15 protein-coding genes and 2 pseudogenes are annotated in these 14,231 nt (G+C 52.9%); 10 read left to right on the plus strand and 7 right to left on the minus strand.

Annotation, left to right across the window (positions count from 1 at the left end; translation table 11 throughout):
• Both F3J28_RS14135 and F3J28_RS14140 read left to right on the plus strand, forming a co-directional pair.
• Positions 1 to 429: a cupin domain-containing protein gene (locus F3J28_RS14135; protein WP_166877052.1), complete on the plus strand. Its 429-nt coding sequence runs from the start codon at positions 1 to 3 to the stop codon at positions 427 to 429.
• Entirely contained in the window at positions 429 to 1,193 is a 765-nt protein-coding gene (locus tag F3J28_RS14140) for a cysteine hydrolase family protein (protein ID WP_166877056.1), read from the plus strand. The genes F3J28_RS14135 and F3J28_RS14140 overlap by 1 nt, the downstream gene beginning before the upstream one ends.
• A gap of 50 nt (positions 1,194 to 1,243) precedes the next feature.
• Here F3J28_RS14140 and F3J28_RS14145 read toward each other — a convergent pair whose 3' ends face one another.
• The 3 genes from F3J28_RS14145 to F3J28_RS14155 all read right to left on the minus strand — a co-directional run bounded on the left by F3J28_RS14145 (position 1,244) and on the right by F3J28_RS14155 (position 4,644).
• Complete coding sequence (locus tag F3J28_RS14145) at positions 1,244 to 2,674, minus strand: 6-phospho-beta-glucosidase (RefSeq protein ID WP_008460019.1); 1,431 nt, start codon at positions 2,672 to 2,674, stop codon at positions 1,244 to 1,246.
• Between the two features lie 10 nt (positions 2,675 to 2,684).
• Positions 2,685 to 3,578, minus strand: a complete 894-nt coding sequence (gene bglK, locus F3J28_RS14150; protein WP_166877058.1) for a beta-glucoside kinase BglK — start codon at positions 3,576 to 3,578, stop codon at positions 2,685 to 2,687.
• 358 nt (positions 3,579 to 3,936) lie between these two features.
• On the minus strand, positions 3,937 to 4,644 hold the full coding sequence (locus F3J28_RS14155; protein ID WP_166877061.1) for a GntR family transcriptional regulator: 708 nt from the start codon (positions 4,642 to 4,644) through the stop codon (positions 3,937 to 3,939).
• Between the two features lie 195 nt (positions 4,645 to 4,839).
• On the opposite strand from F3J28_RS14155, the gene F3J28_RS14160 reads away from it, so the two are divergent.
• The 3 genes from F3J28_RS14160 to F3J28_RS14170 all read left to right on the plus strand — a co-directional run bounded on the left by F3J28_RS14160 (position 4,840) and on the right by F3J28_RS14170 (position 8,372).
• A complete protein-coding gene (locus F3J28_RS14160; RefSeq protein WP_166877064.1) occupies positions 4,840 to 5,154 on the plus strand; it encodes a PTS sugar transporter subunit IIB in 315 nt (104 codons plus the stop codon).
• Between the two features lie 132 nt (positions 5,155 to 5,286).
• Positions 5,287 to 6,609, plus strand: a complete 1,323-nt coding sequence (locus F3J28_RS14165) for a PTS sugar transporter subunit IIC (RefSeq protein ID WP_008460011.1) — start codon at positions 5,287 to 5,289, stop codon at positions 6,607 to 6,609.
• 89 nt (positions 6,610 to 6,698) lie between these two features.
• Positions 6,699 to 8,372: a carbohydrate porin gene (locus F3J28_RS14170; RefSeq protein WP_166877067.1), complete on the plus strand. Its 1,674-nt coding sequence runs from the start codon at positions 6,699 to 6,701 to the stop codon at positions 8,370 to 8,372.
• A gap of 57 nt (positions 8,373 to 8,429) precedes the next feature.
• On the opposite strand, the gene F3J28_RS14175 is transcribed toward F3J28_RS14170, so the two are convergent.
• Entirely contained in the window at positions 8,430 to 9,014 is a 585-nt protein-coding gene (locus F3J28_RS14175) for a histidine phosphatase family protein (protein ID WP_166877070.1), read from the minus strand.
• A gap of 221 nt (positions 9,015 to 9,235) precedes the next feature.
• Here F3J28_RS14175 and F3J28_RS14180 point away from each other — a divergent pair, with 221 nt between their 5' ends.
• From F3J28_RS14180 to F3J28_RS14200, 5 genes are all read left to right on the plus strand, one after another.
• Positions 9,236 to 10,330 (plus strand): adenosylhomocysteinase, encoded by a 1,095-nt coding sequence (locus F3J28_RS14180; protein ID WP_166877660.1) that lies wholly within the window; start codon positions 9,236 to 9,238, stop codon positions 10,328 to 10,330.
• Positions 10,331 to 10,453: 123 nt separating this feature from the next.
• Positions 10,454 to 11,044 carry a cytochrome b gene (locus tag F3J28_RS14185; protein ID WP_205247197.1) on the plus strand — a complete coding sequence of 197 codons (591 nt, stop codon included), beginning with the start codon at positions 10,454 to 10,456 and terminating at the stop codon, positions 11,042 to 11,044.
• 16 nt (positions 11,045 to 11,060) lie between these two features.
• Entirely contained in the window at positions 11,061 to 11,597 is a 537-nt protein-coding gene (locus F3J28_RS14190) for a tetratricopeptide repeat protein (RefSeq protein WP_434082320.1), read from the plus strand.
• Positions 11,575 to 12,123: a sigma-70 family RNA polymerase sigma factor gene (locus F3J28_RS14195; RefSeq protein WP_166867057.1), complete on the plus strand. Its 549-nt coding sequence runs from the start codon at positions 11,575 to 11,577 to the stop codon at positions 12,121 to 12,123. The genes F3J28_RS14190 and F3J28_RS14195 overlap by 23 nt, the downstream gene beginning before the upstream one ends.
• Positions 12,120 to 12,917, plus strand: coding sequence for an anti-sigma factor family protein (locus F3J28_RS14200; RefSeq protein WP_166877073.1), 798 nt, complete (start codon positions 12,120 to 12,122; stop codon positions 12,915 to 12,917). Before F3J28_RS14195 ends, F3J28_RS14200 begins: the two co-directional genes overlap by 4 nt.
• Before the next feature lie 38 nt (positions 12,918 to 12,955).
• Here the strand turns inward: F3J28_RS14200 and tssD are convergent.
• The 3 genes and pseudogenes from tssD to F3J28_RS22495 form a co-directional block, all read right to left on the minus strand.
• Positions 12,956 to 13,322, minus strand: a pseudogene (gene tssD, locus F3J28_RS14205) (type VI secretion system tube protein TssD).
• A 19-nt stretch (positions 13,323 to 13,341) separates the two neighbouring features.
• Positions 13,342 to 13,608 (minus strand): hypothetical protein, encoded by a 267-nt coding sequence (locus F3J28_RS14210; RefSeq protein ID WP_166877076.1) that lies wholly within the window; start codon positions 13,606 to 13,608, stop codon positions 13,342 to 13,344.
• A 310-nt stretch (positions 13,609 to 13,918) separates the two neighbouring features.
• Positions 13,919 to 14,050: pseudogene (locus F3J28_RS22495) on the minus strand (DUF2778 domain-containing protein); the annotation flags it as partial.
• Positions 14,051 to 14,231: the final 181 nt, after the last annotated feature.

A 14,231-nucleotide genomic window follows, 5' to 3' on the forward strand; every position in this document is an offset into this window, starting at 1 on the left:
ATGAATCATTTCCGCCTTACCGACGTGTCCAGCGCCCAGGCTTTTCGCATCAGCCCGACGGACACTAACTATTTCGCCGTGCTGTTCGACAAGCATCAGGACGGCATCGAAAACGTGTTTGTGGTTGAAATTTTTACCCCCGGCGGTGCTACGCCACCTAACGCTCACGCCGAGGCACACGAGTTTTTCTACGTGCTTTCCGGGGAAGGTATCGCCCGCTGCAACGATGAAGAAACGGCTATTCGCAAAGGCGATGCTCTTCTACTGCATCCGGGCAACGAACACGCTATCCGCAATACCGGTGCAGGCAAGCTGTATACGCTGACGGTGATGACGCCCAACGAAGGTTTCGCCGAACTGATCCGCCGCGGTATCCCCGTTACGCTGGATGAGGAAGACCTCCGGGTGCTGCAGGGGGAAGCGAGCTAATGGCTGGTTATCCCCTCGGCAGCGCCCCACATAATCAATGGCGGGTGACAAGGAAAAGCGTGAATATGGTGCGCACTGGCCGCGCTTCAAGGCCGCTCTCTCTGGAAAGCCGTGGGCGCGAGATCTCGTTCGATCTGGCACACAGCGCGCTGATCGTCATCGATATGCAAAATGATTTCTGCCACCCCGAAGGCTGGCTGGCGCACATTGGTGTGGACGTGACGCCAGCTCGAGCGCCGATCGCCCCCCTGAGCAAACTGTTGCCGCCGCTGCGCATGGCCAATGTGCCGGTGATTTGGCTCAACTGGGGTAACCGCCCGGACAGGCTTAATCTCAGCCCTGCGCTACTGCACGTTTATAACCCGGATGGCACCCAAACGGGCCTGGGCGATCCGCTGCCTGAGTCCGGCGCGCCGGTGCTCCAGGCGGGCAGCTGGTCTGCAGAAGTCGTGGAAGAGCTCACGCCCGATGCCGAGGACATTCGCATTGATAAATACCGGATGTCTGGCTTTCAGGACACGGTGCTGGACAGCGTATTGAGGAACCTCGGCGTCACGACCCTGCTGTTTGCAGGCGTGAACCTTGACCAGTGCGTGCTGTGTACGCTGCAGGATGCCAACTTCCACGGTTACGACTGCCTGCTGCTGGAGGATTGCAGCGCCACAACGTCGCCGAAATACTGCGTGGAGGCCAGCCTGTATAACGTGCAGCAATGCTTCGGCTTTGTGGTCAACTCCGGCGAGTTGCTGGGTAAGCTGAAATAAAAAAACGCTGGTTTAAAAACCAGCGTTCACTCAGTTAACCACAAGTCTTATCAGAGCTTTTCGCCGTTGCTCTCAATCACGTCTTTGTACCACTGGAAGGATTTCTTACGGCTGCGGCTCAGGCTGCCGTGGCCTTCGTTATCTTTATCGACGTAGATAAAGCCGTAGCGTTTTTTCATTTCGCCCGTCCCGGCGGAGACCAGGTCGATACAGCCCCACGGGGTGTAGCCCATCAGGTCAACGCCGTCTTCCACTACCGCTTTTTTCATTTCTGCGACGTGCGCCGAAAGATAATCGATGCGGTACTGGTCGTCCACGAAGCCGTCGGCCTGCGCCACGTCAATCGCCCCGAAGCCGTTTTCCACAATAAACAGCGGCAGCTGATAGTGATCCCAGAACCAGTTCAGAGAGTAACGCAGGCCCACCGGGTCAATCTGCCAGCCCCAGTCGGATTTTTGCACGTACGGGTTAGAAACGAGGCTTTTTGATTCGTCGTAGTCAAACTGCGGGTTGTCGGCGCTGGCTTTGGTCGCAAACGACATGTAGTAGCTGAAGCCAATGTAATCGACGCAGCCTTCGGCCAGCGCCGCGAGATCTTCGTCGGTAATATCCAGCTCAAAACCACGGCGCTCGAAGTAGTTCAGCAGGTGCTGCGGGTACTTGCCGCGCACGTGCACGTCGGTAAACCAGTAGCGGCGGTGCATCGCATTCATCGCCATCATCATATCGCCTGGCGCACAGGTCAGCGGGTAAATTGGGCACATGGCAATCATGCAGCCAACCTGCAGCGCAGGGTTGATTTCACGGGCTGCACGCACCGCCAGAGCGCTGGCAACCAGCTCATAGTGCGACGCCTGGTACATCACCGGCTCGCGATCTTCACCCGGCTGATACTTCAGGCCCGAGTTGGTGAACGGCGCGAAGTCTTCGTGGTAGTTGGCCTGGTTGTTGATCTCGTTGAAGGTCATCCAGTACTTCACTTTGTGCTGATAGCGAGTGAAGACCACTTTCGAGAAGCGCAGGAAGAAATCAATCAGCTTACGGTTACGCCAGCCGCCGTATTCGGTGACCAGATGGTAAGGCATTTCGAAGTGCGACAGCGTAATCACCGGCTCAATGCCGTGCTTCAGGCATTCGTCAAACAGGTCGTCATAGAACTGCAGACCGGCTTCGTTCGGCTCCAGCTCGTCGCCCAGCGGGAAAATACGCGTCCAGGCAATGGAGGTACGGAAACATTTGAAGCCCATCTCGGCAAACAGCTGGATGTCTTCTTTGTAGCGGTGGTAGAAGTCGATCGCTTCATGGTTAGGGTAGTTTTTTCCCTGCAGCACGCCATCGGTAATTTCACGCGGGACGCCGTGGGCGCCGGCTGTCATCACATCCGCAACGCTAACGCCTTTGCCGCCCTCTTTCCAGCCACCTTCCAGCTGGTGCGCCGCAACCGCGCCACCCCACAGAAAACCTTCTTTGAATCCAGACATATTCTCTCCCTTAATTAGAGATCGCATGCTGCGACCGATAGTGCTGATTAAAATGGTAGACCGCGCCAATGAGTCCGGCATCGTTGCCGTGACTGACGGTGTCGATATAGTCGTCGATGGTGAACCAGGCCAGATGTTCGCGCAGCAGCGCAAGGAAGCCTGGGCGTTCCACAATGCCGCCGCCGAGCAGGATTTTTTCCGGGTCGAACAGATTGACGAGGTTATAAAGGCCGGTGCCGAGATCGTTGAAGAACGCGTTCACCATACGCTGGCAGGCCACGTCGCCGGCATCAAAGCGGTCGAAAATCTCTTCCCCGCTGACGGCCTCAAGCGGCTTGCCGACATACTCCGCGTAGTCTTTGCGCAGGGTTCTCAGGGTGCAGGTATCGTTCATGGTGTAGCGGCGAACATCGCGTGGGCCAGGGCGTTCGGTCAGCATGTAACCGAATTCTCCCGCCCGGAAGCGCGCGCCGTGTACCAGTTGGTTATTGCAGAAAATCGCTCCGCCGATGCCGGTGCCGATGGTCAGTACGAGGAAGTTGCTCATCCCCGCCGCTTTCCCCTGCCAGTGTTCAGCCAGCAGGACGCAGTTGGCGTCATTTTCAATGGCTACGGGCAGCTGCGTGCGTTCTTCCAGCCATTCTTTGATGGCAAAGTTGTCGAAGCGGCGGATGGCCCCACCCATTTCGATAAAACCGGTATGGGGATTAACATAGCCTGGGGCGCTGATCGCCACGCCTTCACAGCCGGGGTGCGCGGCGATCCAGGCTAAAATGGCCTGTAAAATTTGCTCGCCATCGCTGTCGCCGATCGTCTCTTTACCTTTGGCAAGGATCTCGCCCTGCGAACTGACGATCCCCATTTTTAATGCAGTACCCCCGATATCAAATGCGGCGATATTCATACGGTTAATTCCTCCTGCATATTTCCGGCACACTATTTATTTCTTATGCAATATAGAAATTATTTCGCACCGGCCATATTCATGCCTGGTAAAAGGAAAAATAAAATTGATGGGTTTCAATTTTTAATTATCAGTTTTGATGACGAAGAAAATATTAATCAATGGGAAGCCTACCAGGCAATAGAAGCAGAATAATCAAATGAACAACTTTTGAACCTGTCAAAAGGTAGGCTATACAGTTAGTTAACGTCGTTATTCGCCTTTGAGCACCTACAGGTTCACTTTTAGAACTATTATTGAACCTCTTTTTAAACCAGAACTGTGACAGACATTGCGAATGCGCGGCCTGCCTCAGCGGCTAGTCTCCCTTACGGGGCAAAAAGTACTTCACCTGGAACTCGAACACGTTGGTGTAGAGGATCGAGTAATCAATCGGGCTATGGCTGGCGTCAACGGACTGAGTTTCCATGCGAATAATCGGATCCCGGATGCTGATATGCAGCATTTTGGCAATCTCGGTTGACGGCAAAACAGGCTGAAACGCCTCATAGCAGCCGTGAATTTTGACCCCACATTCATCTTCGATATAGGAAAATTTCGAACGCTTCATGTGGTTGACCGTCAGGTCGGGGAAGCGATTCACCGACAGCCAGGTCTCTTCCAGCTGCATCGGCACGTTGTCGATGTGACGCAGTCGTTTGGCGTAATAGACCGGCTCGCCAATGGCCAGCAACAGGCGGCTGGCAATCTCTTCCGAGGCCTGCTGCAGCTCAAATCTCAGTACCTGGCTGGACGGTTTTTTTCCTTCACTTCTGGCTATCTCGGTGAAGCTGTCCAGATGCGTAACAGAAGCCTGAAAATGTTTATTTCTCACATAGGTGCCGGAGCCGTGCCGACGCTCAATCAGCGCCTCATCTTCCAGCACTTTCAATGCCTTACGCAAAGTATTGCGTGACACATTATAAAACTCTGCCAGCTCTTTTTCCGAAGGGAGGGCGTCGCCGATATGATAGGTCGGGCTGCTGATCCTGCTTTTTAGTAAGTTAACAACATCTTTGTACACCACTTTTGAACCTCCTCAACTTATTTAAAAACAGTCAATTACCATTCGAGTCATAATAAAAGCGCAACATAGGTTCATTTTCACTTTGCTTTCTGCACCACTCGGGCATGACTAACTGTGATCGAAATGGCAGATGAACGCATTGATATTCATTAAGTTAGCCGCTGGTTGATTATCTACGAAGCGTTAAGGGAAAAAATGAAGAATATATTATTGGTTTGTGCGGCCGGGATGTCTACCAGCATGCTGGTTAAAAGAATGCAGGATCACGCCAGCGCGGGAAATATTTCGGTCAATATTAATGCACTGGCGATTGCCGAGGCGAAAGAAAGAATTAAAAGAAATGAAGCAGATGTTGTCCTGCTCGGGCCTCAGGTTCGTTTCCAAAAAAGTGAAATAGAGGAAATCGCCCAGGGGAAAATTCCGGTCGCGGTAATCGATATGAAGTATTACGGGCAAATGGATGGCAAATCAGTTCTTGATTCCGCACTGAATTTACTCGGTGAACGCTAAGCTTTCCAGCCAAAATAACAACCCAATGGGTAATTGATTAGGTTTATCGTTACGCGACCTGCTATTAAGCAGAGGCTTCGCCAATAAACTTATATCATCAGTCAATATCTCTCTAATGATAAAGGGCGCATCATGAGTATTATGAATGCCTTTGAGCGCGGTATGGAAAAGCTCCTTGTTCCTATTGCGATTAAATTAAACTCTCAGATACACGTCTCGGCCATCCGCGATGCTTTTATTTTGTCGTTCCCCATCGTTATGGCCAGCTCGCTGATCGTACTGATTAACTTTGCCATCCTTTCACCGGATGGTTTTATTGCTTCACTGCTGCATCTCGGCGTGTTATTCCCTAACTTAGCCGAAGCTCAAAACATATTCTCCCCGGTGATGAATGGGTCGGTGAATATCATGTCGATCATGATTGCCTTCCTGGTCGCACGTAATATCGCTATCAGCTATCAGCAGGACGACTTGCTGTGCGGTCTGACCGCTATCGGCGCGTTCTTCGTGGTCTATACCCCTTATCAAATGATGGGCGGGCAGTCGTATCTGACCACGCAATATCTGGGGCCGCAGGGGCTTTTTGTGGCGGTGATTGTCGCACTGATTACCGGGGAAATCTTCTGCCGCCTGGCGCGCAACCCGAAGATCACCATCACCATGCCAGACGCCGTACCGCCGGCGGTTGCACGCTCATTTAAAGTTTTAATTCCTATCTTCTTCGTGATGATCTTCTTCTCGGTGCTGAACTACTGCCTGACGAAAATCTCCCCGAATGGCCTGAACGAACTGATTTATACCCTGATTCAGGCCCCGCTGAAAAACATGGGCACCAATATCGTCGCGGTGCTGGTGCTTGGCGTGGTCACCAACTTCCTGTGGGTGCTGGGCATTCACGGGCCGAACACCACGGCGGCGATTCGCGAAACTATTTTCTCCGAAGCTAACCTCGAAAACCTCTCTTTTGCCGCATCCAACGGCACTACGTGGGGGGCGCCATACCCTATCACCTGGGGGAGCATCAACGACGCCTTCGCCAACTACGGTGGCTCGGGAATGACGCTCGGCCTGCTGCTGGCTATTTTTATTGCCTCCCGCCGTGCCGACTACCGCGATCTGGCGAAAATGGCCTTCGTGCCGGGCCTGTTTAACATCAACGAACCGGTGATTTTCGGCCTGCCCATCGTGCTGAACCCGATCCTGATCATTCCGTTTATCATGGTGCCGTTCGTCAATTCTTTGGTGGGCTACACCTTCGTCACTCTGGAGATTATTCCACCCATTGCCTATGCCGTACCGTGGACAACGCCGGGGCCGCTCATCGCCTTCTTCGGCACCGGGGGGAACTGGATGGCATTGATTGTCGGGCTGCTATGCCTGGCCATCTCCACGCTAATTTATTTACCGTTCGTTATGGCCGCCAATAAGGTAAATGCAGCACAGGCGGCGCAGTAATAAATAAACCGATGATAGCAATTTAATTTCCACCCGCCTTCGGTTATTAAAACCGGAGGCAAATAATAATTATACTTCTGGGACATTCTATGAATTCAAATTTATTGAAGGTTAGCTTATTGTCTTCATCCATCCTTCTGGCGTTATCCTCAACCCACGTAATGGCAGCCAAATTAACGGTCGAGCAGCGTCTGGAATTACTTGAAAGGCAATTATCAGAAAACAAATCAGAATTAAATAAAACGCAGAAAGAGCTGGCCATATATAAAGACAAGGTCGCCCAACTGCAGCCAGCCGGTAACAACGTGCAGTCTGGCCCGGCACCGGTCAATCAGACGGTTTATTCTCCGGTAGCCGACAACATCGAGAATGAAAATAATCATCTCGATACTAAGCCGGCGCCAACGCCGGTGAAAGGCACGCAAAAAGTGGCCGTGGTCAATAACGAAGGCGGCAAGACTACCGTAGAAAGCGTTACCCTGAAAGACATCAGCAAATACATTAAAGATGATATTGGCTTTAGCTACGAAGGTTATTTCCGTTCCGGCTGGGCAGCGGCCAATCGCGGGTCGGCTCAAACCTACGCCGCCGGGTCGCTGGGTCGTTTCGGCAACGAAATGAGCGGCTGGTTCGACTTAACGCTGAACCAGCGCGTCTACAACCAGGACGGCAAAACCGCCAACGCCATCGTGACCTACGACGGTAACGTCGGGGAGCAGTATAACGACGCCTGGTTTGGCGACAACGACGGCAACGAAAACATCATGCAGTTTAGCGATATTTTCCTGACCACCAGAGGCTTCCTGCCGTTTGCGCCGGAAGCAGACTTCTGGGTCGGGAAGCACAAGCTGCCTGAGTACGAAATCCAGATGCTCGACTGGAAATCATTAACCACCCAGGTGGCGGCGGCCGTCGGGATCCAAAACTGGAACCTGGGCGTCGGCCAGCTTGACGCCTCCCTCAGCCGTAACGACGTCGACGTTTATTCCCGCGACTTCAGCCACACCACGCAGATGAACACCAACTCGGTTGACCTGCGCTACCGCAACATTCCGCTGTGGGAAAAAGGTTCACTGTCGCTGATGGGCAAATACGCCTTTGCCAATAAAACTGACGACCAGAAGGACAACGAAAATAACGGCTCCTTCTTTAAACTGAAGGATACCTGGATGGCGACGGCCATTGTGCGCCAGGATCTGCCGCGCGACACCTTCAACGAGTTTACCCTGCAGGTGGCCAATAACTCTTATGCCAGCAGCTTCGCGAACTTCTCGGGAGCCAGCAACTCCATGGCACCGGGCCGATATTACTACGGCGACCAGACGGACGGCGTGGCCTGGCGTCTGATTTCGCAGGGGGAAATGTACCTCGCGGACAGGATCATTATGGCTAACGCACTGGTTTACTCCCAGGGTAGCGATGTTTATAGCTATGAGAGCGGTGCCCACAGCGACTTCAGCAGCATTCGGGCCGTGATTCGCCCGGCGTGGATTTGGGATACCTGGAACCAGACCGGCCTGGAGCTGAGCTGGTTTACCCAGAAAAACAAAACCGAACAGGGCGTAAACCTGAAAGAGTCGGGTTACAAAACCACGCTCTATCACGCTCTGAAGGTTGGCCCAAGCCTGCTCGGCTCGCGTCCTGAAATTCGTTTCTACGGCACATACCTGAATATTCTGGACAACGAGCTGTCAAACTTCCGTTTTAACGAAAACAGCAAGAACGAGTTTATGGCTGGCGTTCAGGCTGAAGTGTGGTGGTAATCCTCTTTTGCTAAGTGCATAAAAAAACCCGTCTTCCAGACGGGTTTTTCTTTTCTGTCAGCTCGCTCCCGCGCAGCTGTCCGGCACGTTATTCAGCCCTTCAGCACCGTGGGTGAAAGATTTAAATCGCTTTTGATCGTCCAGTTTGATGATGTACAGCGAATCAAAATCGCTGCCCGGCCATTTTGGCACCACGGTTGGGTCGCCGCCGGTTGCCTTCACCAGCTTTTGCGCCGCTATCACCAGGTTTTTGTGCTCCCACGAGACAAACGTCAGGCGGCCGCTGCTTTGAGTTTTCAGTAAATCATCCGCCAGCTCATCCGTCTGCTCCGCGTGGTAATGCAGGTCGATGGCCTGAGAAAGGCGGATCGCGGTCGGCGTGATGGTGGTTAACGGGCGCAGCGAGCTGCCGGTTTTGTTCTCTTTCGGCGCGGCGGCGTAGATGGCATCCGGTTTGCCGTACTGGCTCAGCAGAACCGACGGCAATTGCAGCGCGCGATTCAGCCCTTTGCAGGTGAGCTGCCCGCTATTGTTAGCCGGTTTCTCACCGTGACGCAGGAAGACTATCGTGCTGTCGGCATTCGCTATCATCGGGGTCAATAAGGCACCGCTCAGCAACACAACAAGCGCTTTTTTGATCATGTTTTTCTCGTTTTTATCAGGGAATGAAACTTTTACTATAGAGAAGAAACCGAGGAAAAAAACAAAACATTGGTAAGCAGACGTCACGCCTGCCGCGCCGGGTTCAGCGATTAACAACCGGCCATCGTTTTGCTATTCTGATGTCCGTTAACGTGATGATATATTCTATAAAAACCAGTAAAAACAATTAATAAGGAAAAGACGTGAGCACCCAGAACGAGATGTTTAACAAAGAGATTGCGTGGTCTACTCGCCACATGGTTCGCACCCTCAAACAGGTTCAGGCGCTGCCCGACTTAAGCCACGTTCGCATCGCCTGCAATATGCATCTCGACCTGAAAATGATCCCGCTGGTTGAAGGCCTGCTGAAGAAAAACGCCAAAGTCTTCCTCACCACCTGCAACCCAACCACCGTACAGGATGACGTTGTCGCTTACCTGGTCGCCGCCGGAGCGGAAGCCAGCGCATGGCGCAATATGAACGACGCCGACTGGCGCGACTCGTGGGAAAAAGCCATCGCCTGGCGCCCAACGCATCTGTGCGAAATGGGCGCGGACATCACCACGCTGCTGCATCAGCGTGGCGAGTTTGGCGACGTGGTTGCCTGCCTGGAAGCAACCGGCTCCGGGGTCAACCGCCTCGCGGATCTCCGCCCTGGCTACCCGATCTTTAACTGGGACGATCTGCCGGTAAAAGAAGGCCTGCATAACCGCCACATGGTTGGCCTCACCGCCTGGCAAACCTTCTTCCAGACAACCCACCTCACCCTGCACGAAAAGAAAGTGCTGGTGATTGGCTATGGCCTGGTGGGCCAGGGCGTTGCCGCCGCCGCCAAAGCCTACGGAGGCCAGGTGATGGTTGCCGAGTTAGATCCGGCCCGCCGCCTGCAGGCCGCCTATGACGGCTGGCACGTGGTTGATATTCATGACGTGATTGCCACCACTGACGTTGTCGCCACCGCCACCGGCGCGAAAAAAGTCGTCAGCGCAGCGGTACTGGATAAAGCCAAAGACGGCGTGTTTGTGCTGAACGTGGGCCACGTTGCGGAAGAGATCGACTGCGGCTACCTGCAGCAATATCCGACCGAAGAAGTGATGCCGTTTATCAACGCGTACCAGCTTAACGGCAAAACGCTTTACCTGATGGCGAACGGCTCAATGCTGAACCTGACCGCCGGCTTTGGCGACAGCCTGAACGCCTTCGACGTGACGCTGGCCGTAATGGCAAGCGGCATCAAACACATCGTGACCGACGGCCAGCACGCTGAAAAAGCGGTTTATTTACTGCCGCAGTCCGTGTGGGAAAAAGCCCTTTAAGCTGCCCTCCAGCTCTTATCAAGTCAGGTCTCTGCGGAGTGCCTGACTTTTTTTTCGTTTTCACCGAATAATTTCCCCTCCCCGATTGTTTACTCCTTACAAGAACCTGAGGAAGAGACAATCATGAGTTACCTGCCCCCCGAAGCTACGCCACCTCGCAAGCGCTACGACGCCTTTAGCATGGCCCTCCACTGGGTCACCGCCTTCTGCGTGATATTCCTGTTCGCCAGCGCGCACGTCTGGGAAGCCCTTGAGCGCGGCACGCCCCTGCGCAAGGGCCTGCAATCGCTACACATTTCGTTCGGCATTTTGCTTGGGGCGGTGATGGTCGTCCGGCTAATCTGGCGCATCAGCGCCGCTTTTTCGCCGTCGCGAAAGCTGGAGAAAGTGCCGATGCCAGGCGCGTTTCGCATCGCCGCTCATGCCACGCACGGCGTGCTTTACATCCTGTTGCTGACTCAGGTCATGCTTGGCTTCCTGTTCCGCTGGGCTCAGGGCGAGCCGTTCTGGTTCTTCAACCTCTTTGAAGTTCCGGACGTGTTTAACCTCGATCCGACACTGCGCCATACCCTGGCGATGCTGCACAACAATGTGGCCTGGGCGCTGATCCTGCTGGCGGGGGCGCATGCTGCCGCCGCCCTGCTTCATCATTATGTTCTGCGTGACGGCACGCTGCGCCGCATGCTCCCCGCCTGCAAAGGCCACTCTCGCTAACCTACAGGACGACATCATGAACATGCCATCAACTCGTAAACTGCTGCCTTTGCTGTGCCTGGTTGCCAGCGGGCTTTTCTATTCCGCCGCCGCCAGCGCCATGGGCGACGATGATTCCAAAACGCCGGACTGCCCGAAAGGCCAGGTGTACGACAGCAAAACCAAAACTTGTACCGTGGAAAAAAGCAGCATGTTAAGCGACAGCGACAAGACGCAATATGCTTACCATCTGGCAAAATCAGGCCGGTATCAGGAGGCGTTAAACCTGCTGGATACCCTGCAGCAGCCCAACACGCGTGAAGCCTGGAACTACCGGGGCTACGCCACAAGAAAATTGGGGCGCACCGATGAAGGAATCGGCTATTATCAGCGTTCCATCGCCCTGGATCCGCACTATGCCAAAGTGCGCGAATATCTCGGCGAAGCGTGGATGATTAAGGGCCGCCCTGACCTGGCGAAAGCCCAGTTAGCGACCATTAAAACGCTCTGCGGAACCGGCTGCGAGGAGTATCGCGATTTAAAAGCCGCCATTGACGGGCACCCGGAGTCCTAAGGCTGAGGGCATAAAAATCACCGTCAACGAAGTTCGTTTACAGCTGGCCCAGCACCTTGCCCGCCTCTGGCGTTACGGCATGGTGCTGTCCCGCAATCGTGATGTGGCTGAAGATTTGGTTCAGTCCACCTGCGTGCGCGCTTTAGAGCGCTGCAGTCAGTTTCAGTCCGGGACGCGGATAGACCGCTGGCTGTTTGCGATTTTGTACTCTATCTGGATCAACGAAATTCGCGCCCTGCGCGTTCGCCAGGGCCAGGGCTTTGTCGACAGCGACGAACTGAGCCAGCTGGCAGACAGCGAAAATACCGAAGACAAGCACCAGTATCACGCGCTGCTGCAGCAGGTTAGCGAGCTGCCTGAAGCCCAGCGCAATACCGTGTTTTTAGTGTATGTCGAAGGCTTTACCTATCAGGAAGCGGCCGACACGCTGGCCATTCCCATCGGCACCGTGATGAGCCGCCTGGCCGCCGCGCGCCTGGCGCTGGCCAGGCACCTGATGCCGACGATGAAGAAGGAGCTCAAATGACGCGTCAATCCTTCTCCGCTCCGTGGAGCGATGAGGCTATCGTGGCCTGGCTGGACGGCGAAATGCGCGAGGATGAACGCCACGCCTTTGAGCAGCAGTTGAATAACGACGCCGCTCTGGCCGCCCGCGTTGAGCCGCTCATGCAAAGTCATCTGCCGCTGGAACAGGCTTTTGCCCCACTTTTGGAAGAAGCGCCAGTCGATAGAATGCAGGCCAAACTCAACGTGCTGCTGCATCAGCCGGTGAACATGAAGCCGCGAACACAAGGCGTTAGCCGCCGCAGCCTGATCGCCGCCTCCCTCAGCTTCCTCGCCGTCGGCGTACTGGCCGGGCGCTTTATTCGCCCCGGCGAGCAAAAACTTAGCGGCGAGCCAGAAATTCGCGACCTGATTGCGCAGTACATGTCGCTCTACAGCGCCGAAACGCTGGCAGATATCAACGTCACGCCTCAGGCGCTGCAAAACGGCCTGAACCGTATGCAGCAGGATATCGGCCTCAGGCTTCAGCAAGGTGAAGTTGAGCTGCCGGAAGCCGAGCTAAAAAGCGTGAGGATGCTGCGCTACGACAGCACCTCTATCGCGCAGATGGCCTACCTGCACGCCAGCTACGGGCCGATGGCGCTGTGTATTTCCCGCAGCAAGGCAGCCGACAGCCCCGCGCTGAAACACGAAGTTCGCCGCGGCCTTAACCTCGTCTGGTGGCGCAGTAAGGGGTATGAATATGTGCTGATAGGCCGCAACCCGACGCAGGATTTACAACAAAGCGGCGAGCTGCTGCAGCGGCAGCTCGCGTGAAATAAGGGCCGCACCCGCGGCCATTTACAGTGAAGCGTTTAAGCGCCAGGACGTTCGTTCCAGGCGTCCGTATACTGAATATTTCCATCAACAATACGACAGATAATTTTTTCATAGTGCAGGCTGGCGCTTTCGTTATGCTTTATTTTATCGTTTCCAGCCAATTTCACATTTGGAACACCACAGTTAACGCCCGTGATTTTTGCATTCTCCATATATACCGTGTAGTAGCAAACCTCCTGCCCCGCATCGTTTATCCGGTAAAACCAGACCTCAGCATTTCTCAGTGTCTGCCCTGCGGCTGCGGCTTTATAAAGGTAAGGTGTTGAGCTATCAACTACCTTCGCCATCTTCAATGTCTACAGAACCTTTTATATCTGCACCACCATCATCTTTAAGCCACATATTGGGAGAAATTGGCGTTTTAGTATTTCCTTATTTTGATTATTAAATTAATTGCTATCAGGTAAGCTGCAATGGTAATGGCTACTACGCAGATAATATCAATATAAAAGTAAGTGTCATAAATTGACTCTGCGTTGATATCCCCCGCTATAAACAGGGCGTTCTTGTTCGCAACTTGATGGTTAACATAGATTCCTGGATTATCTAAATGTATCATTACCATTGCACCAACAAACAGGAATAACCCTGCTTTAAGCAATCTACGGGCAAGCGTTGGCAATACCACTGGCAACCACCTCAATCTATCCGAGAGCGATGGGTAACTTCATACATTGAGTATTTAGCATTAGAACTTACTCCTGATAGATCTGAATAACTTCACAGTTATAAAATAAATCAATATTGTTACAGATAAATCAGTAATGATAGAGATATAAAAATAGAGATCATAAAAATTATCAGCACCAATCTCTCCGGGACCATACAGTATGTTGCCTGGCTGAGTGGCCAGGTCATGATCGAACCATATTTCAGGATTGCCAATTGTACGACCTACAATCAGTGATAAGATTAAAAAATAGAGTATTTTTCCAACATTACGGACACGTGTTGTTATCGCCATAGACCACGACCTCAATCCAACCACGCGCCATCAAAAACTTCATACAAGGCACACGAATAGGTGTTGTGCTCAGCAACGCATTTCTTATCATTGCATAATATGAATTATTCAGCAGCATCTTTCCATGTAAAGCCATAAGTCATCCATTTTTTAGTACAATAAGATTTATGGATAATAATTATATTTTATAAAATAAACTAGACTTACCTCTCAAAGAGTTCATTATTTATGACACTCTTCTCATTTAAAATGAAAAGAACATCACAAGCTATTCATTCAATAAATCA

The sequence above is a fragment of the Enterobacter sp. Ap-1006 genome, from assembly GCF_011752835.1.
Classification (GTDB): Bacteria; Pseudomonadota; Gammaproteobacteria; order Enterobacterales; family Enterobacteriaceae; genus Cedecea.